Below are 18,085 nucleotides of genomic sequence, written 5' to 3'. Positions count from 1 at the left end.
GCCGTCAGCCGATGAGGTGGACGAGGTTGCGGCCGACCATCCAGACCGCGGCGATGCCGAGGACCACGGCATTGCCGCGGGCCGTCAGCTTCAGCGAGCGGCGCCGCCCGCGCACCCCCGCGAGCAGCCAGCGCACCAGGACGTAGGCGAGGGCGGGGACGCCGAGCGCCAGGAGGACGGCGTTGTCCTGGAAGGCCGTCGGGACGTCGCCGTGCATCAGGTCGTACGCCATCCGCGTCCCGCCGCAGAACGGGCAGAGCAGTCCGGTCAGCATGCGGAAGGGGCAGGGGATCAGCAGCTGACCGGGCTGGTGCGGATCGGTGTGCCAGAGGTAGCCGGCGCCCAGCGCGCCGGTGCCGAGCGCGAGGGCCGCCTGGCGGAGGGTGCGCCTGCGCACGGTCGCCGCGTCGGCGGCCTCCCGGGGCTCGTCGGTGCTCACACGCTCAGCGACCTGGCGTAGTTGACCTGGTTCAGGACGAACATGACCTGCTCGCGCGACTGCACCGGGACCATCGTGGAGTGGTGCCGGCCCCCGCTGTTCACCGCGACCTGCACGAAGCCGGTCGTGATGCGCTCCTTCATCAGGAGGAAGAGCAGCCCGAGGAGGCAGAAGAAGAAAAAGACGATGGCGAGCACGACCGCGTGCGTGGGCATCCGCTCCTCCGTGCGCGACATGTCCGTGGCCGTCCAGACCGCGCCCTTGAGGGGCATCGGACCGGCCGGCGTGACGATCGTGTCGCCGTTGACCGCGATGTCGCCGAGGGCCAGCGCCAGGCCCATGGCCTGCGGCGGCTGGATCGGCAGGCCGACGGGCGGGGGCGGCGGGGTGCCGGGCGTGAAGACGGGCGGGGGCGGGGCGGCCTGCGGGTAGCCGTACCCGGGCTCGCCGGGGAGGCCGCCCTGCGGGTAGCCGTAGCCGGCCTCGGCGGGCCGGCCGCCGTCCGGGGCCGCGTACGGGTTCTGGCCGGGCCCGCCGGGCGGCTGCTCCGGTGGCGGTCCGGGGTACTGGTGCGCCATGGGTGTCGTTTCCCCCCGAGTGCGTGACGTCGACGGCTCCCGGCCCACCCGGTGAGCCGTGCCGCATCCATCCTGCCAGCCGGCTCACCCGCCGTAGCAAGGTGATGACGGCATTCGCGGCCGCCCTGTGACAGTCGCCGCACGGCGTGTGTCCGACCGGTGGACGGGGCCGGGGAGCGGATGGTTACTCTGCGAGATCGGTGGCAGGCCGGAGGCGGTGGCCGGCCGGCGTCGGACGGCGGGGCGGAGCGGGGCCGGGGTGCTCCACGAGGGGGTGTCGCAGGGCCGTCGGGGAGCGCCCGGAGCGGTCGGGGCGGCGCGAAGGCATGTAGTCGGGTTACCGTTCGAGTGGCGTTGCGGGGTTTTTCCGTTTGACACGGGGGCGGGAGGTACCGTCACACTCCGCAGCGTCAAGCGTCACCGCAGTGCGCCCCGGGCGTCCGGCCCAGGAGCATCCCCAGCGTCGACCGGAGAGAAGAGCGAAGTTGTCCCCGACCAGCGAGACCGCAGAGGGCGGCGGCCGCCGACTCGTCATCGTCGAGTCGCCTGCCAAGGCGAAGACGATCAAGGGCTACCTCGGCCCCGGCTATGTGGTCGAGGCCAGCGTCGGGCACATCCGCGACCTCCCGAACGGCGCGGCCGAGGTCCCGGCGAAGTACAAGGGCGAGTCCTGGGCCCGCCTCGGCGTGAACGTCGACGCCGACTTCCAGCCGATCTACGTGGTCAACACGGATAAGAAGGACCAGGTCAAGAAGCTCAAGGCGCTGCTGGCCGAGTCCGACGAACTCTTCCTCGCCACCGATGAGGACCGCGAGGGCGAGGCCATCGCGTGGCACCTCCAGGAGATCCTCAAGCCGAAGGTCCCGGTCCACCGGATGGTCTTCCACGAGATCACCAAGGACGCCATCCGCGAGGCCGTCGCCAACCCCCGCGACCTCAACCAGAAGCTGGTCGACGCCCAGGAGACCCGCCGGATCCTCGACCGCCTCTACGGCTACGAGGTCTCCCCGGTGCTGTGGAAGAAGGTCATGCCCCGGTTGTCCGCCGGCCGGGTGCAGTCGGTGGCGACCCGGCTCGTCGTCGAGCGGGAGCGCGAGCGCATCGCCTTCCGCTCCGCCGAGTACTGGGACCTGACCGGCACCTTCTCCACCGGGCGGGCCGGTGACGCGAGCGACCCGTCGTCGCTGACCGCGCGGCTGACGACGGTCGACGGCCGCCGGGTCGCGCAGGGGCGGGACTTCGGCTCCACCGGGCAGCTCAAGAACGCCGACGTGCTCCACCTGGACGAGGCGAACGCCCGGGCGCTCGCCGCCGCCCTGGCGGACACGCGGTTCTCGGTGCGTTCGGTCGAGTCCAAGCCCTACCGCCGCTCGCCGTACGCGCCGTTCCGGACGACCACCCTCCAGCAGGAGGCCAGCCGCAAGCTCGGCTTCGGCGCCAAGGCCACCATGCAGGTCGCGCAGAAGCTGTACGAGAACGGCTTCATCACCTATATGCGTACGGACTCCACCACGCTCTCGGACACCGCGGTCGCCGCGGCCCGGGCGCAGGTGACGCAGCTGTACGGCGCCGGGTACCTCCCCGACAAGCCGCGGACGTACGCCGGCAAGGTCAAGAACGCGCAGGAGGCGCACGAGGCGATCCGCCCCTCCGGCGACCGCTTCCGCACGCCCGCCGAGACCGGGCTGACCGGCGACCAGTTCCGGCTCTACGAGCTGATCTGGAAGCGGACCGTCGCCTCCCAGATGAAGGACGCGACCGGCAACTCCGTCACCGTCAAGATCGGCGGGCAGGCCGCGGACGGCCGGAACGCCGAGTTCAGCGCGTCCGGCAAGACCATCACCTTCCACGGCTTCCTCAAGGCCTACGTGGAGGGCGCCGACGACCCGAACGCCGAGCTGGACGACCGCGAGCGGCGGCTGCCGCAGGTCGCCGAGGGCGACGCGCTGGCGGCCGAGGAGATCACCGCCGACGGCCACGCCACCAAGCCGCCCGCCCGCTACACCGAGGCCACCCTGGTCAAGGAGCTGGAGGAGCGGGAGATCGGCCGCCCGTCGACGTACGCGTCGATCATCGGCACGATCCTGGACCGCGGCTACGTCTTCAAGAAGGGCACCGCGCTCGTCCCGTCGTTCCTCTCCTTCGCCGTGGTCAACCTCCTGGAGAAGCACTTCGGCCGGCTCGTCGACTACGACTTCACCGCCAAGATGGAGGACGACCTCGACCGCATCGCCCGCGGCGAGGCGCAGGCCGTGCCGTGGCTGCGGCGCTTCTACTTCGGCGAGGGCGCCGGTGCCGGCGAGAGCGGTGCGGCGGACGCCGGCAACGGCGACGGCGACCACCTCGGCGGCCTGAAGGAACTGGTCACCGACCTCGGCGCGATCGACGCCCGGGAGATCTCGTCGTTCCCGGTGGGCAACGGCGTCACGCTGCGGGTCGGCCGCTACGGCCCGTACGTCGAGCGCGGCGAGAAGGACGAGGAGGGCCACCAGCGGGCCGACGTCCCCGACGACCTGGCGCCCGACGAGCTGACCGTGGAGTACGCCGAGGAACTGCTGGCGAAGCCGAGCGGCGACTACGAGCTGGGCATGGACCCCGAGTCCGGGCACCAGATCGTGGCGAAGGACGGCCGCTACGGCCCGTACGTCACCGAGGTGCTGCCCGAGGGCACCCCGAAGACCGGCAAGAACGCGGTCAAGCCGCGCACCGCCTCGCTCTTCAAGTCGATGTCCCTGGACACCGTGACGCTGGCGGACGCGCTCAAGCTGATGTCGCTGCCGCGCGTGGTCGGCACCGACGCCGAGGGCGTGGAGATCACCGCGCAGAACGGCCGCTACGGCCCGTACCTCAAGAAGGGCACCGACTCGCGTTCCCTGGAGCGCGAGGAGCAGCTCTTCACGATCACCCTCGACGAGGCGCTGGCGATCTACGCCCAGCCCAAGCAGCGCGGCCGGGCCGCCGCCAAGCCGCCGCTGAAGGAGTTGGGCACGGACCCGGTGAGCGGCAAGCCGGTGGTGGTCAAGGACGGCCGGTTCGGCGCGTACGTCACCGACGGCGAGACCAACGCGACGCTGCGGCGGGACGACGACGTCGAGACGATCACCCCCGAGCGCGGTTACGAGCTGCTGGCGGAGAAGCGCGCCAAGGGCCCGGCGAAGAAGACCGCCAAGAAGACCGCGGCGAAGAAGACGACGGCCAAGAAGACCACCGCCAAGAAGGCCGCCACGAAGACGGCGGCCAAGACGGCGGCGAAGAAGACCGCCGCCCCGGCCGAGGACTGAGCCCCGCCCGGGGCCGCGCCTGCCCGGCGTGGTCCGGCGCGGGACAAGGGCGGGCCGGCGGACACCCTCCGCCGGCCCGCCCTTTCGCGCTCCCGCTCAGCCGCCCGTTTGTTCGGGCAGGCGCCCAGTGGAGTGTTCCGTCCCGATAGGCTGGCGAGATGACGCGTGCCGAGCAGCCAACGGTCGTGACCCCCACCGCAGACGCCCTCGCAGCCGATTCCCGCGAGCGCGCCGTACGAGCCCTGCTCCGCTTCCCCCCACTGAAGCGGCTGTGGAGCGCCCAGTTCGTCGGGGGTATCGGCGATGCCCTGTCCTTGCTTGTCCTGGTACTCCTCGCCCTTCAGGCGGCGCTGTACGTACCGCTGGGCGGCCAGGCCGTGTTCGGCGGCGGCTACCGCGGCGCCGCCCTCGCGGTCACCGCCGTCTTCGGCGTACGGATGCTGGCGACGTTGCTCTTCGGGGCCGTCCTGCTGGGGCCGCTGTCCGCGCTCACCTCCCCCGCTGCCAAACGCGCGGGGGGACCCCCGTCCGACGGGCCGCTGGACCGCCGCTGGACGATGATCGTCGCGGACGGGCTGCGGCTCGCGCTGCTGATCATCGCCCCCCTGTGGATCGACTGGACGCCCACCAGCGCCCTGGCCTGGCTGCTGGTGACGGTCTTCGTCAGCGGCGTCGCCGAGCGCTTCTGGACGGTCGCCCGGGAGAGCGCCGCGCCGGCCCTGCTGCCCGCGCCGCCCCTGGAGGGCGCCGCCGTCCGGCCGCTGCCCGACAACATGGACGCACTGCGCCGGCTGTCGCTGCGCACCAGCTTCGTCGCCATGCCGATCGCGGCCGCCGCCCTGGTGGTCTGCGCGCTGGTCGGGAGGCTGCTGGGGACCGGCGTGGAGTGGTTCCACCTGCACCAGGCGGCGCTCGGCTCGTACCTCGCGGCCGGACTGTTCGCCGCGTCCGTGTCGATCCTCTACTTCATCGAGCTGCCCGACGGGCAGACGCCGCGGCCGCGCTCCCCGCTGGAGGGGCTGCGCCGTCCGAAGGGCACCTCGGCCGCGGCCAGCACCGGCTCCGGCTCGGAGCGGGGCCGTACCGGCGCCATCCCACTGCTGGTGCTGGCCTGCGCCGCGGTGGCCGCCGCGATCGCCGCGGCCGCCGTGCTCGCCGTCCTGCACGCCGCCGACCTGGGCGCCGGGCCGGCCGGCTACGCGCTGCTGGTGCTCGCGCTGACCGGCGGTACGGCCCTCGGTATCCGCGGCGCCCGCAAGGTGCTGCCCGGGTTCTCCCGGCGCCGGCTGCTCGCCCTGGCGATCGCCGCCACCGGTCTGCTGCTGTTGGCCATGGGGCTGGTCCCGGACACCACGACGGTGCTGCTGCTCGCGCTGCTGGCCGGGCTCGGCGCCGGCGTCGCCGCCAATACGGGCCACGCCCTGCTGGACCAGGAGACCGAGGCGTTCCGCACCGCCCGGACGACCGAGCACCTGCAGGCCGTCGTCCGGCTCGCCATCGGGCTGGCCGCGATCGTCGCGCCCCTGCTGGCCGGGCTCATCGGCCGGCACCAGATCGGCAGCGGAGCCTTCGTCTTCGCGCACGGCGGCGCCGCGTACACGCTGATGCTGGTCGGCGCGCTGCTGCTGCCGGTCGCCGCCTGGGTGCTGGGCAAGACCGACGACCGGCAGGGCGTTCCGCTCCGGCACGACCTGCGGGAGGCGGTGCGCGGCGGCGACCCGGCGCAGACCACCGCGGCCACCGGCTTCTTCATCGCCCTGGAGGGCGGCGACGGGGCCGGGAAGTCCACCCAGGTCGAGGCGCTGGCGGAGTGGATCCGCGGCAAGGGCCACGAGGTCGTGGTGACCCGGGAGCCGGGCGCCACCGCCATCGGCAAGCGGCTGCGCGCGATCATCCTGGACGTGTCCACGTCCGGTCTCTCCGACCGCGCCGAGGCGCTGATGTTCGCCGCCGACCGGGCCGAGCACGTCGACAGCGTCGTCCGGCCCGCGCTGGAGCGCGGCGCGGTGGTGATCACCGACCGCTACATCGACTCCTCGGTGGCCTACCAGGGCGCTGGCCGCAACCTCGCGCCCACGGAGATCGCCCGGATCAACCGCTGGGCGACCGGCGGCCTGGTCCCGCACCTGACCGTCCTGCTGGACATCGCCCCGGACGCGGCCCGCGAGCGCTTCACCGAGGCGCCGGACCGCATGGAGTCGGAGCCGGCCGAGTTCCACGAGCGGGTGCGCAGCGGCTTCCTCACCCTGGCCGCCGCCGACCCCGCGCGCTATCTGGTCGTCGACGCCGCCCAGGAGCCGGAGGCCATCACCACCGTCCTCCGGCACCGGCTCGACCAGGTCCTCCCGCTGTCCGAGGCCGAGATCGAGGCCCGGGAAGAGGCCCGTAAGGCGGCCGAGGAGGAGGCCCGCCGCAAGGCCGAGGAGGAGGCCGCGCGCAAGGCCGAGGAGGAGCGCCGGGAGCGGGAGCGCCAGGAGCAGCTCGCCAAGCTGCGCGCCGAAGAGGAGGAGCGCAAGCGGCGGGAGGCCGAGGAGGCCAAGGCCCGGGAGGCCGCCCGCCAGGCCGAGGAGGCCCGCAAGCGCGCCGAGGAGGCCCGCCAGGCGGCGGAGGAGGAGCGCAAGCGGCGCGAGGCCGAGGAGAAGGCCCGCCAGGCCGAGCAAGAGCGGCTGCGCAAGGAGCACGAGGAGCAGGTGCGGCTGCGCCAGGAGGCCGAGGAGCGCCGCCTGGAGAAGCAGCGCAAGGCCGAGGAGGCGCTGCTGCGCGCCGAGCAGGCCCGGATCGCGGCGGCGGAGGCGGCGGCCGCCGCCGAGGCGAAGGCCAAGGCGGAGGCCCGCCAGGCGGCCGAGGCGCCGACCGCGGAGACGGACGTGACGCAGCTGCGGAAGCGGATCGCGGCGGAGGGCGACCCGGGGACGAGTGCCGGACGCGGTGGGTCTTCCTCCGGGGCCTCCGGTTCTGCGGGTTCCGACGGTTCTGCCGGTTCGTCGGGTGCTTCCGGGGCCGTGGCCGAGAGCCGCTCCGATGCGGGCACCGGCTCCGGCGCCGCCCCGGACGGCGAGCGGACGGCGGCGCTGCCGCGGCCCGAGCCGCGGGAGGCGCACGGCCAGGCGGACGAGACCGCGGTCCTGCCGCCCGTACGGGACGACGCCCGGCGCGCGCACCAGGGAGGCGGCGCGGACTCCGAGGAGACCGCCGTGCTGCCGCCGGTCCGGGAGGACGACCCGGCGGACCGGGTGCCGCCGTGGATGTTCGCCCAGGAGAACGGCGCGGGCCGGGACGCCGGCGCGGCCGAGCGGGGTGCCGAGCGGACCCGGGAGCTGCCGCAGGTCGATCCGGAGACCGGCCGTCCCGCGGAGTCCCCGCGGCGCGGACGCCCCCGCCCCGAGTGGGCGGAGGAGACGCCGCTGGACGACCTGCCGACCCTCGCCGACGAGCTCCTCGGCCCGCGCGCGGACGACGACGCCGACCACGGCACGGGCGGCAACGGCCGCCGGGGCCGGCGCGGCTGACCGGACGGGGGCCGGCAGCCCCGGGATGACGCAGGAACGGCCGTGGCCGCAGCATTCGCGCTGCGGCCACGGCCGTTCCTCGTGCCGGGCGCGGGGCCGGACCGGCGGGGGACCGGTTGTCAGTGGGGTGCACCACAATGGGTAGGGAACGGGTCGTGACGGACGGGTCCGGGCGGGCCCGGCGCGGCGACGGGCCCGCGGCGGCGCTCGCGCGACCTTCCCGCGGCACGGTCGGGTCGGTGCGGCCGTGCGGCGACCCCAGCAGCACACACGCGGAACGGACAGGACGGCAGCAGCGATGGCGGTATGGGACGACGTGGTCGGCCAGGACCGGGTGACGGCGCAGCTCGACGCCGCCGCACGCGATGCGGACGCCCTCGTGACCGCCGAGAGCGCGGCGCGGCAGGCCGCGGCCGGCGCGCCGGCGACGGCCGCGCCGGAGCGGACCGGCGCCTCCCAGATGACGCACGCCTGGCTGTTCACGGGCCCGCCCGGTGCCGGCCGGGCCACCGCCGCCCGCGCCTTCGCGGCGGCCCTCCAGTGCGTCAGCCCGGACCGCGCCCTCGGGGGCGGCCCCGGCTGCGGCTTCTGCGACGGCTGCCACACCAGCCTGGTCGGCACCCACGCCGACGTCGAGATCGTCCGTACCGACCTGCTCTCCATCGGCGTCAAAGAGACCCGCGACCTGGTCCGCCGGGCCTCGCTCTCCCCGGCCGGCGGTCGCTGGCAGGTGATCGTCCTGGAGGACGCCGACCGCCTCACCGAGGGCGCGGGCAACGTCCTCCTGAAGGCCGTCGAGGAGCCCGCGCCCCGTACGGTCTGGCTGCTGTGCGCGCCCTCCATCGAGGACGTCCTCCCCACGATCCGCTCGCGCTGCCGCCACCTCTCTCTCCGCACGCCGTCGGTCGGCGCGGTCGCCGAGCTCCTGGTGCGGCGCGACGGCATCGACCCGGAGACCGCCGCCCGCGCCGCCCGCGCCACCCAGGGACACATCGACCGGGCCCGCCGGCTCGCCACCGACGAGCGGGCCCGGACCCGCCGGGCGGCCGTCCTGAAGCTTCCGCTCCGCATCGACGACATCGGCGGCTGCCTCAAGGCCGCCCAGGAGCTGATCGACGCCGCCGGCGAGGACGCCAAGCAGGTCGCCGAGGAGATCGACGCCAAGGAGACCGAGGAGATGCGCGCCGCCCTCGGCGCCGCGGCCGGCACCGGCGGTCGGCTGCCCCGGGGCACCGCGGGCGCCATGAAGGAGCTCCAGGACAAGCAGAAGCGCCGCTCGACCCGTACCCAGCGCGACAGCCTCGACCTCGCCCTGGTCGACCTCACCGCCTTCTACCGCGATGTCCTCGCCGTCCAGATGGGGGCATCCGTCCCGCTCTCCAACGACGAGGTCGGCGACAGCGTCCGACGCATCGCCACCACCTCCACCGCCGAGCGCACCCTGCGCCGTATAGAAGCGGTGATCGCCTGCCGGGAGGCCCTGGAGCGCAACGTCGCCCCGCTGCTCGCCGTCGAAGCCATGACGGTCGCGCTGCGGGCGGGCTGAGTCGCCCGTCGGTCCACCGGTCGCACGATCGCCGCGCACACATCGTTCATGTATGGATACGCTCCGTTGGTGACCTGAAGCCGCGAACCGACGACGGGGAGCCGGGGCCGCGCATCCACAACTACGCATCCACAACCGGAGAACCGGGACCGGGAGACCGGGGCCGACGAACCGGTCCCGGGGAACCGGGACGGGTGCCGAGCGCCGGACCGCCACCGTCGAGGAGCCACCACCGCCACCAGGAACGCCACACAGGCCACCACCGGGAACCCCGCCACCTGGGACCGACACCAAGGGACCGCCATGCCGCCCAGCCGCCTGTTCCGCTCCACCGCCACCACCGCGGCCGCTGCCGCCGCGGCCCTCGCCCTGCTGCTCTCCGGCTGTTCGTCGGGGACGTCGTCGTCCCCCGGTTCCGCCGGATCCCCGGACCGTTCGACGGAGGCCGGCGCCGACCGCCCGGGGTCCGCCGCCTCCCCGCTCCAACCGCTCCCCACGGCCATCCCGGACAACCTCCGCCCGTACTACGACCAGAAGCTGAGCTGGCACGACTGCGGAGTGGCGGGCTTCCAGTGCGCGACGATGAAGGCGCCCCTGGACTACGCCAAGCCCAGCACGGCCACCGACCTGAAGCTGGCGGTGGCTCGCAAGCAGGCCACCGGCCCCGGTGACCGGCTCGGCTCCCTCATGATCAATCCGGGCGGCCCCGGCGGCTCGGCGATCGACTACCTCCAGAAGTACGCGCCCCAGCCGGCCGCGGTCCGGGCGCGCTACGACCTGGTCGCCATGGACCCGCGCGGCGTCGCCCGCAGCGAGCCGGTCGAATGCCTCACCGACCCGCAGATGGACCGCTTCACCCAGACCGACACCACTCCCGACACCCCCGCCGAGGTCTCCCAGCTCGTCACCGCCGACCGCAACTTCGCCAAGGGCTGCGAGGCCCGGTCCGGCAAGCTGCTGCCGCACGTCTCCACCGTCGAGGCGGCCCGCGACATGGACGTCCTGCGCGCCGTCCTGGGCGACAGGAAACTGACCTACATGGGCGCCTCCTACGGCACCTTCCTCGGCGCGACCTACGCTGGCCTCTACCCGACCCGCGCCGGCCGCCTGGTCCTCGACGGCGCGATGAACCCGTCGCTGGACTCCCGCACCATCAACCTCGACCAGACCGCCGGCTTCAACACCGCCTTCACCGCGTTCGCCGCCGAGTGCGTCAAGAAGAAGGACTGCCCGCTCGGCACCAAGAGCGCCGAGGACGCCGGCCGACAGCTCTCCGCCCTCTTCAAGAAGCTGGACGCCCACCCGGCCGAGACCGGCCAGGACCGCAAGCTCACCGAGTCCCTCGCCACCACGGGCGTGATCGCCGCGATGTACGACCAGGGGACCTGGCCGCTGCTGCGCGCGTCCCTCGCCCAGGCCAAGGCCGGCGACGGCCGCGGGCTGCTGGCCCTCTCCGACAGCTACTACGAGCGCAACGCCTCGGGCCACTACGCCAACCAGATGTACGCCAACCCGGCCGTCAACTGCCTCGACCTCCCGCCGGCCTTCACCGGCGCCGACCAGGTCCACGCCGCCCTGCCCGCCTTCCGCAAGGCATCCCCGGTCTTCGGCGACAACTTCGCCTGGTCCGCCCTGAGCTGCGCGTACTGGCCGGTCAAGTCCAGCGGCCAGACCCACCGCATCGAGGCCAAGGGCGCCGACCCGATCGTCGTCGTCGGCACCACCCGCGACCCGGCCACCCCGTACACCTGGGCCAAGGGCCTGTCCGCCCAGCTCTCCAGCGCCACCCTCCTCACCTACGTCGGCGACGGCCACACCGCCTACGGCCGCGGCAGCGACTGCGTCGACACCGCCGTCAACACCTACCTCCTCGAAGGCACCCCGCCCGCCAAGAACAAACGCTGCACGTGACCCGCCCCACACCAGCCTGACCCTCGCCCGAACCGAGTACAGAGCACCCCTCGCTCCTGTGTAGACTGGGCCGCGCACCACGCCGCCTTAGCTCAGTTGGCCAGAGCAACGCACTCGTAATGCGTAGGTCTCGGGTTCGAATCCCGAAGGCGGCTCAGGGAAACCCCAGGTCACATACCCTGTGACCTGGGGTTTGTGCTTTTCGGGAGGGATCGCTGTGTGGCGATGGGTCCCCACTTCTGGGGCGCCTTCTGGGGCGTCGTGATCGCCGCCGGCGGGCGGCCGGTGAACAGGTGTGCAGCGAAGCGTGCGGCGGACGTGCGGCGAGCGTCCAGGGCGGTGGGCGGGCGGGTGATTGCCGTTGGGTGGCGAGTGGGCGGTCCCGGAGTGCGTCCACGGGGCATCAAAGGCGTGTGGTTGAAGCGCTCTTAGGGGGGCCCGTGGAACGGGGGGCGCTGGTTTCCGGTTCATGGAGTCGTCACTCGGCATGGAGCGCGTCAGGTCGGACGAACTCCGTTGTCGGGCCGGTGAGTTGGCCCCGGCGCTTACCGGTGTGGCCCCTGGGGGGCGACGGCGACGAACTCGTCGTCGTGGTCGGGGCGGCCGCGACGGCCCCGGGCGCTCGCGGGGCGAACGAGACCTTGCTAGCATCAAAAGAACTGGCTCGATGCAGCCCAGGAATGTATGACCTGGGCGAATACTTCGTGTGCGGGGAGAGACCGCGCGGGCCTCGGATGGGGAGAGCGGGGATTTTTGCCAGATCGCGACGAATTCCCCTCGCGTTTGTGATGCCCAGTCAGCGCAGCCATCCGCGGGCCATCGTCACGAGGGCGTCGCACCCCAGGAATCGCCTCACTGAACACAGCAGCCGGTAGGACGACCATGACTGAGTTGGACACCATCACACATGCATCCGATCCCGCGGTGCAGCGGATCATCGATGTCACCAAGTCCTCGCGATCCAACATAAAGACAACGTTGATCGAGGACACCGAGACCCTCATGCAGTCCATCTCGGCCGGAGTGCAGTTCATCGAGGTCTACGGTAGCGACAGCACTCCTTTTTCAGCCGAGTTGCTGGCTCTGTGCAGGCGGCAGAACATCGCGGTCCGCCTCATCGACTCGTCGATCGTCAATCAGTTGTTCAAGGGGGACCGGAAGCCCAAGACGTTCGGCATCGCCCGCGTTCCTCGCCCGGCCAAGTTCAGTGATATCGCAGACCTCAGCGGGGACGTCGTCGTTCTCGACGGGGTGAAGATCGTCGGGAACATCGGCGCGATAGTGCGCACGTCGCTCGCGCTCGGAGCGTCGGGGATCATCCTGGTCGACAGCGATATCACCAGCATCGCGGACCGGCGTCTGCAAAGGGCCAGTCGAGGTTACGTCTTCTCGCTTCCCGTCGTCCTCTCCGGTCGCGAGGAGGCCATCGCCTTCATTCGGGACAGCGGTATGCGGCTGACGACGCTCACCGCAAGCGGCAAGCTTTCCGTGAAGGACCTCGGGGACATTCCCGATCGGCTGGCCTTGTTGTTCGGCAGCGAGAAGGAAGGGCCTTCCGAGCTGTTCGAGAAAGCAGCTTCCGCCTCGGTTTCGATTCCCATGATCAGCGCGACCGAGTCCCTCAATGTCTCCGTCTCGCTCGGTATCGCGCTGCACGAGAGGATCGACAGGAATCTCGCGGCCCACCGATGAGCGCCTAGGTTCTCTGGGACATTCGGTTCCTCGACCTCGATTCGTCGGTGGTGACCACCTCGTAGAGCAGTGATCACCACCGACGTATCGAGGTCGACGGGTTTTTCCGCCAGGTCGAAGCCGACGGTGTCAGGAACGGTTACGCCGATTCACCGACAGGGTCCGTGGTGGACGCCTCCTCGAAGGCGCGGCCGATGCCCGCGAACGACTCGATCACGCTGTCGCCTTCCGCGATCGCCTCGACCGCGAAGACGCTCGTGGACGTCGGCGGGTAGCCGATGATGTCGATCGCCCGGCTGACCGACAGCGGGTTCTGCATGTTGACGCCGTCCCAGAGGTACACCGCCCCCCAGTAGCCCCTCTCGGCGTCCGCGAACCAGGTCTTCATCCGCATCCCCTTGAGCGTGGAGAACGCGTCCACCGCGTAGTCACGCAGGTACTCGCGAAGGTCCTCGACCGTGGCTTTCGAGTTCTTCAGGTTCCAGAGGACGATGCTGACGTACATGCTCATACCTCCCAGGACGGCGAAGCCCAGCGCCGCAGACGGTACGGCGCCCACCAGACGCCGGCGCCGATCCGGATGGCCAGGTGATGCTTCTCGAACGCCGACATCGCCGCGGCCGGCACGGAGTCCGCTCCGCGGTCGGCCGCCAGCGACTCGACCGCGGAGACATAGGCGGCGTCCGAGACCGTGAGCCGGCGCAGACCGGCGTGGCGCCGGTCCCGGATCTGCAGGAACCCGGGACCGCGACGGAAGAAGCACCTGCCCACGTGGTACCTCGCCCGCCATATCTTCAGTGCCTCGGCGCCGCGCGGCCCCTCCAGGTCCGACGGGGGGAAGAGGTGGCTGAACACCCACCACTCGGGACCGTCCGGCACCGTCAGCTGTGCCCGCCAGTCCACTTCCACGCCGTAGCTGGTGAGATCGCGGATGAAGGAGAGCGCGGGGATGACGTGCTCCGTCCCGACTCGTCCACCGAGATCGACGACGGGCTCGATCGACACGAACCGCGCGCCGGACTCGTGGACCCGGCGCGCCTCGTCCGCGACGTCCCCGCCCAGCACGCGGTCGCCGAGGTGCATGTGCGGCAACGCGCGTACCGTCGGCTCACCGTGGCGCCACATGCTGAACCGGACGTCGAACCCGTTGTCGGGAACGGTCGCGGCATCGTTCATCGTCGGCATGGCAGTCTTGCCTCTCACACTGCTACGGACTCGGGGGACGGGCGGTCGGCCTCCGACCGCGCCGCCAGTCCCTGGCCCACCCGGATCTGCATGAACCTCTGGTTGCGGTCCTTGGTGACGACGTGGATCAGGCGGCCGTCGTCCGTGAAGAGCAGACCCAGCTCCATCCACCGGTCGATCACGGCGCCGACGTCCGTCTGCCCGAACCGCTTCGCGCACTCGCGCTCCAGGTACGGGAGCGACCTCGGCTGGTCGAGCAGTCGGAAGAGCGCGATCTCGACGTCGGTGGTGAGCTGGACGACGTCCCAGTCGAAGCCCGGCCGGGTGTTGGTGAGCGTGATGCTCTCCTCGGTCTCGAAGTACGACAGTTGGCTGTGCCAGTGCGCGTCGCGCCATGTGTCCATGGCGGCGCGCAGTTTCCACGCCATGTCGTTCCCGATGCCTTGGTGCGTCGCTTTGAAGATGTACGCGATGTCGAACAGTTCCTTCTCGGGAAGGTCGTAGGTGAGTCCGTACTGAGGGGCCGCCCACCGCTCGTGGAAGCCGAGCGAGGGGTTCTCGAAGTACGGAGCGAAGCGCTGGACCGCGAGCCGGTCGTCGCCGCCGGCCGGCTCCAGGTGGTGCAGCGCGGGGAACTGCTCGATGACCTTGGCGTAGTCCTCGTCGGTCTCCCCGGGGAAGCCGTAGAGGTAGGCCCATGCGACGGTCAGGCCCAGCGACTCGGCGTCCCGGAGCACGCGCACGTTCAGGCAGCCGGAGACGCCCTTGTCCATGAGCTTGAGCACCTTGCTGTTCAGGCTCTCGATCCCGGGCTGGACGCAGACCACGCCGGCCTTCGAGATGACCTCGAGTTGCTCGTAGCGCAGATTGGCCTTGATCTCGTACATCAGCCGCAGGTCGATCTCGGCCTCGGCGAGCGCGGGAAGCATCGAGTCCAGGTAGGCCATGTCCAGGATGTTGTCCACGAGCATCACGTCGAGGATCCGGTGGCGCCTGGCGAGCGTCACGAGGTCGTCGATGAACTGGTCGGGCCGCTTGCTGCGGAACATCATGCTGGCGCCATTCAGGCCGCAGAAGGTGCAGTGGTGCTTCTCGCCCCACCAGCAGCCGCGGGAACTCTCGAGGATCAGCCTGGGCTCCAGCCAGAACCGGGCGTGTGACTTCGTGAACTGCTCGACGTATTCGTCGTAGTGAGGCAGCACCATCGCGGCGGGTGGCAGTGGCTTGGTGCTCACCGCGTTGTGCACCGAGGATCCGCTCTCGTCCCGCCAGCACAGCCCCGGTACGGTCTCGAAGGCCGCCTCGTCCGCGGTCAGCGAGCGCAGCAGCCCCGGCCAGGCCAGCTCGCCCTCGCCGCGGACCACGTAGTCGACGAAGTCGAAGTTGCGGTGCAGCGCCTCGCCCATCGACCCTTCGCAGTTGGCGCCGCCGAACACGGTCACCGTACGGGGCGAGAGTTCCTTGACCCGCCGGGCGACCGCCATCGATGCGGTGAGGGTCTGGAACGTGGTCGTGAAGCCGACGATATCGGGTTCGCCGGCGACGATCCGGCGGGCGAGTTCGTCGGTGAACTCCTCGACGTGTTCGTGCAGCCAGAGCGTGGTCTGCATCTGGTTTTCCTCGGTCGTGCCGTGCGCCAGCTCCTGTCCGTGCACGGTCTCCGACCGCGGGCCGAACTGCTCCAGGAACTCCGGCACCTTCCACTTCGGATCGTGATAGAGGGCCGAGGAGAACACCCAGTCCCCGGTCCCGATGTAGCAGCTTTCGAGGTCGTAGTAGCGGTAGTCCTCGTAATTGAAGTCGGGGCGGCGAGAGGTGATCCAGTCGACGAAGTCGAGGTTGCCGTACACCACGTCGACCTGGGCGTCGGGAAACTCCTTGAGGGTGAGGCTCTTGAGCAGGCCGAGAGCCACCGACGGAAACCCGATCGGACTCCACGGAACATTGACGAGCGTAATGCGCATGATTCTCCCCCCGCTAATTCCTAGATCTGCTTGACAATTTCTTCACCGGATTCATGGTGCGCCTGATCCCGGCGGCCCGTGGTGACAGGCTGCCGATTCGCGATCTCCCGGGCGACGGCGTCGAGTCCCTGCGCCAACTCCTCGGTGGTCCTTCCCGAAACTTCCTCGTTGGCGCGCGCGAGGAGATAGCAGAACAGGAACCGTTCGGCCAGGCTGAACCCCATCGTGTGGAGGCAGCTGTACAGCAGGCTCGCCTGAATTCGGTACGCCAGGAAATCCGGGCTCCGATGCAGCAGATCCGACATTTCCGCAGACAGCTTCTTCGCGTGGAAGCTGCTGGGCGGCAGGTGATCGTCGGGGTGCTCGTGGAAGTCGTCGAGGGTGCGGCCGAAATGGGCGATGCGGCCGGCGCGGCACTCCTCGCGCAATGCTCCGAAGTGTTGCCGTACGACATCCACCCAGGCGCGTGCCGGCTCGTCATCGAGGGCGGGCACCGGTGACGCCGCCCAGCTACGGATGGATTCCCGGACATGTGTGCCGAGTTTGTCGTAGTACGCCGCGCAGCGACGCTCGAAGGAATCGGGGTCCTTGGCCAGCGCGTTCTTGGCGCCCTCGTAGTGCGAGCGATAGCTGAGCATGCGCAGACTGAGCAGCTCGTCGAAGCCGCGGGAGGACAGCCGTCGCTGTTCGGACTCCAGCACGGTGGCGCCCGCGTTCGCGACCATCAGGTTCAGCGCCAGCAGGTACGCCTTCGTGGTGTCGTCGCCGATCGCCGACACGCTCCGGGAGAGGAGGGGCGCCACGGCGCGGTAGAGGCTCTTGGCCGCGGCGTCGAACCCGTCCCCGCCGATCCCGGAGTTCCACAACGGTGAGGGGATCTCCTCGAAGGGGAGCTCCGCCACGGTCGGCCGCAAGTCGTGGGCGTCCGCCGCGCGTTGGAGCCGGTCACGCGCCTCGTCGGCCGTGGCCGTGTCCGACTGGAGGCTGACCTGGAGGCAGTCGCGCCCACTCGCCCGGTCCCAGGTGCGCACGAAGTAGTAGTCACCGGGCCAGGCCGGCTGCTCCGGCCCGAACAGGTCGGTGAGGAAACCGCGGATGCTCCGCGTCACCGTCGCGCCACCCTCGTCGAGGGGGATCGTCACAAAGACGTGCACACGAACCTCCACAGTCACGATGCGCCTTGCCGAGGAGAATCAAAGGCCCCCGGTGCGTCGCTGCCGGCGGGCGCGCACTGGTCCGACAGTGCCCGGCGGCAGCGACCTTCCCAGCCGCCGGTCAGGACGACGAGGACGTCGAGCTGCACGAGCCGGCGCAGCCCACGCACGACGCCGCCATGACCTGCGACAGCTCCTCTTCGCTGTGGCCCAGATCGTCAATCAGATCCGAGATCTCCAGCGCGTTCAGGTCGAGCTCCTGCATGGAATCCACGGAATTACCCCCCTTCCTGTACCCGGAAAGGTCGCCGCCGTCGGGCGCGCACTCGTCGAATGGCGCCCGACGGCAGCGGCATTTCTAGCTGCCGGTCAGGACGACGAAGACGAACACGAACTGGTCGTGCAGCCGGTGGTCGTGGTCGACGCTGCCATAGCCTGCGACAGCGTCTCATCACTGTAGTTCGAATCCTCAATCAGATCCGAGATCTCCAGCGCGTTGAGGTCCAGCTCCTGCGTGGAATCCATTCGAAATCACCTCCTTTCCTTTATTCGGAAAGGCGACTGCCGGCGGGCGCGTATTTCAGTGCCCGGTGGCAGCGACCCGTCTAGGTGCCAGGTCAGGACGACGAAGACGAACACGAACTGGTCGTGCAGCCGGTGGTCGTGGTCGACGCTGCCATGGCCTGCGACAGCGTCTCATCACTGTAGTTCGAATCCTCAATCAGATCCGAGATCTCCAGCGCGTTCAGGTCGAGCTCCTGCGTGGAATCCACTTGGAATCACCCCCCTCCGCGACTAGATTTTCACCGTACCAGAATAGGACGGT

Annotated in this window: 14 protein-coding genes and 1 tRNA gene; 6 read left to right on the top strand and 9 right to left on the bottom strand. The window is 70.9% G+C overall.

Features of this window, described 5'->3' with window-relative positions:
- Positions 1-4 precede the first annotated feature (4 nt).
- Positions 5-439, bottom strand: coding sequence for a DUF2752 domain-containing protein (locus tag SNOUR_RS18625; protein WP_067348556.1), 435 nt, complete (start codon positions 437-439; stop codon positions 5-7).
- Entirely contained in the window at positions 436-1,017 is a 582-nt protein-coding gene (locus tag SNOUR_RS18620) for a hypothetical protein (protein ID WP_067348554.1), read from the bottom strand. Before SNOUR_RS18620 ends, SNOUR_RS18625 begins: the two co-directional genes overlap by 4 nt.
- 485 nt (positions 1,018-1,502) lie before the next feature.
- On the opposite strand from SNOUR_RS18620, the gene topA reads away from it, so the two are divergent.
- The 6 genes from topA to nshR all read left to right on the top strand — a co-directional run bounded on the left by topA (position 1,503) and on the right by nshR (position 12,956).
- Positions 1,503-4,298, top strand: coding sequence for a type I DNA topoisomerase (gene topA, locus SNOUR_RS18615; RefSeq protein WP_067348553.1), 2,796 nt, complete (start codon positions 1,503-1,505; stop codon positions 4,296-4,298).
- A 158-nt stretch (positions 4,299-4,456) separates the two neighbouring features.
- Positions 4,457-7,807 carry a dTMP kinase gene (tmk, locus tag SNOUR_RS18610; RefSeq protein ID WP_067348551.1) on the top strand — a complete coding sequence of 1,117 codons (3,351 nt, stop codon included), beginning with the start codon at positions 4,457-4,459 and terminating at the stop codon, positions 7,805-7,807.
- A gap of 298 nt (positions 7,808-8,105) precedes the next feature.
- Positions 8,106-9,353 carry a DNA polymerase III subunit delta' gene (locus tag SNOUR_RS18605; RefSeq protein WP_067348549.1) on the top strand — a complete coding sequence of 416 codons (1,248 nt, stop codon included), beginning with the start codon at positions 8,106-8,108 and terminating at the stop codon, positions 9,351-9,353.
- A gap of 303 nt (positions 9,354-9,656) precedes the next feature.
- Positions 9,657-11,264: an alpha/beta hydrolase gene (locus SNOUR_RS18600; RefSeq protein WP_067348547.1), complete on the top strand. Its 1,608-nt coding sequence runs from the start codon at positions 9,657-9,659 to the stop codon at positions 11,262-11,264.
- A gap of 81 nt (positions 11,265-11,345) precedes the next feature.
- Positions 11,346-11,419 (top strand) — tRNA-Thr (locus SNOUR_RS18595).
- Between the two features lie 727 nt (positions 11,420-12,146).
- Positions 12,147-12,956 carry an NshR/TsnR family 23S rRNA methyltransferase gene (gene nshR, locus SNOUR_RS18590; RefSeq protein WP_067348545.1) on the top strand — a complete coding sequence of 270 codons (810 nt, stop codon included), beginning with the start codon at positions 12,147-12,149 and terminating at the stop codon, positions 12,954-12,956.
- Between the two features lie 139 nt (positions 12,957-13,095).
- Here the strand turns inward: nshR and SNOUR_RS18585 are convergent, their stop codons facing one another.
- From SNOUR_RS18585 to SNOUR_RS43080, 7 genes are all read right to left on the bottom strand, one after another.
- Positions 13,096-13,461, bottom strand: a complete 366-nt coding sequence (locus tag SNOUR_RS18585) for a hypothetical protein (protein ID WP_067348544.1) — start codon at positions 13,459-13,461, stop codon at positions 13,096-13,098.
- A gap of 2 nt (positions 13,462-13,463) precedes the next feature.
- Positions 13,464-14,132, bottom strand: coding sequence for a DUF5825 family protein (locus tag SNOUR_RS18580; protein ID WP_079143462.1), 669 nt, complete (start codon positions 14,130-14,132; stop codon positions 13,464-13,466).
- Between the two features lie 23 nt (positions 14,133-14,155).
- Entirely contained in the window at positions 14,156-16,105 is a 1,950-nt protein-coding gene (locus tag SNOUR_RS18575; protein ID WP_067348542.1) for a RiPP maturation radical SAM C-methyltransferase, read from the bottom strand.
- A gap of 20 nt (positions 16,106-16,125) precedes the next feature.
- The gene (locus tag SNOUR_RS18570; protein WP_067348540.1) at positions 16,126-17,259 is read right to left on the bottom strand and encodes a hypothetical protein; all 1,134 of its coding nucleotides are present in this window, start codon (positions 17,257-17,259) and stop codon (positions 16,126-16,128) included.
- Between the two features lie 121 nt (positions 17,260-17,380).
- Positions 17,381-17,524, bottom strand: a complete 144-nt coding sequence (locus tag SNOUR_RS44685) for a thiocillin/thiostrepton family thiazolyl peptide (protein WP_099055836.1) — start codon at positions 17,522-17,524, stop codon at positions 17,381-17,383.
- Positions 17,525-17,628: 104 nt separating this feature from the next.
- Complete coding sequence (locus SNOUR_RS43085) at positions 17,629-17,784, bottom strand: thiocillin/thiostrepton family thiazolyl peptide (protein WP_073444393.1); 156 nt, start codon at positions 17,782-17,784, stop codon at positions 17,629-17,631.
- 92 nt (positions 17,785-17,876) lie between these two features.
- A complete protein-coding gene (locus SNOUR_RS43080) occupies positions 17,877-18,032 on the bottom strand; it encodes a thiocillin/thiostrepton family thiazolyl peptide (protein ID WP_073444393.1) in 156 nt (51 codons plus the stop codon).
- Between the last annotated feature and the right edge of the window lie 53 nt (positions 18,033-18,085).

Source organism: Streptomyces noursei ATCC 11455 (genome assembly GCF_001704275.1).
GTDB classification, from domain to species: Bacteria; Actinomycetota; Actinomycetes; order Streptomycetales; family Streptomycetaceae; genus Streptomyces; species Streptomyces noursei.
Note: the sequence above shows the minus strand (reverse complement) of the source record. Positions and strands in the feature narration are given on the sequence as shown.

Excerpts from the sequence above, each read along its gene's own strand:
- SNOUR_RS18580 (WP_079143462.1), bottom strand. The coding sequence starts at position 14,132 with ATGAACGATGCCGCGACCGTTCCCGACAACGGGTTCGACGTCCGGTTC.
- nshR (WP_067348545.1), top strand. The coding sequence starts at position 12,147 with ATGACTGAGTTGGACACCATCACACATGCATCCGATCCCGCGGTGCAG.
- tmk (WP_067348551.1), top strand. The coding sequence starts at position 4,457 with ATGACGCGTGCCGAGCAGCCAACGGTCGTGACCCCCACCGCAGACGCC.
- SNOUR_RS44685 (WP_099055836.1), bottom strand. The coding sequence starts at position 17,524 with ATGCAGGAGCTCGACCTGAACGCGCTGGAGATCTCGGATCTGATTGAC.
- SNOUR_RS18585 (WP_067348544.1), bottom strand. The coding sequence starts at position 13,461 with ATGTACGTCAGCATCGTCCTCTGGAACCTGAAGAACTCGAAAGCCACG.
- SNOUR_RS43085 (WP_073444393.1), bottom strand. The coding sequence starts at position 17,784 with ATGGATTCCACGCAGGAGCTGGACCTCAACGCGCTGGAGATCTCGGAT.
- SNOUR_RS18605 (WP_067348549.1), top strand. The coding sequence starts at position 8,106 with ATGGCGGTATGGGACGACGTGGTCGGCCAGGACCGGGTGACGGCGCAG.
- SNOUR_RS18600 (WP_067348547.1), top strand. The coding sequence starts at position 9,657 with ATGCCGCCCAGCCGCCTGTTCCGCTCCACCGCCACCACCGCGGCCGCT.
- SNOUR_RS18575 (WP_067348542.1), bottom strand. The coding sequence starts at position 16,105 with ATGCGCATTACGCTCGTCAATGTTCCGTGGAGTCCGATCGGGTTTCCG.
- SNOUR_RS18620 (WP_067348554.1), bottom strand. The coding sequence starts at position 1,017 with ATGGCGCACCAGTACCCCGGACCGCCACCGGAGCAGCCGCCCGGCGGG.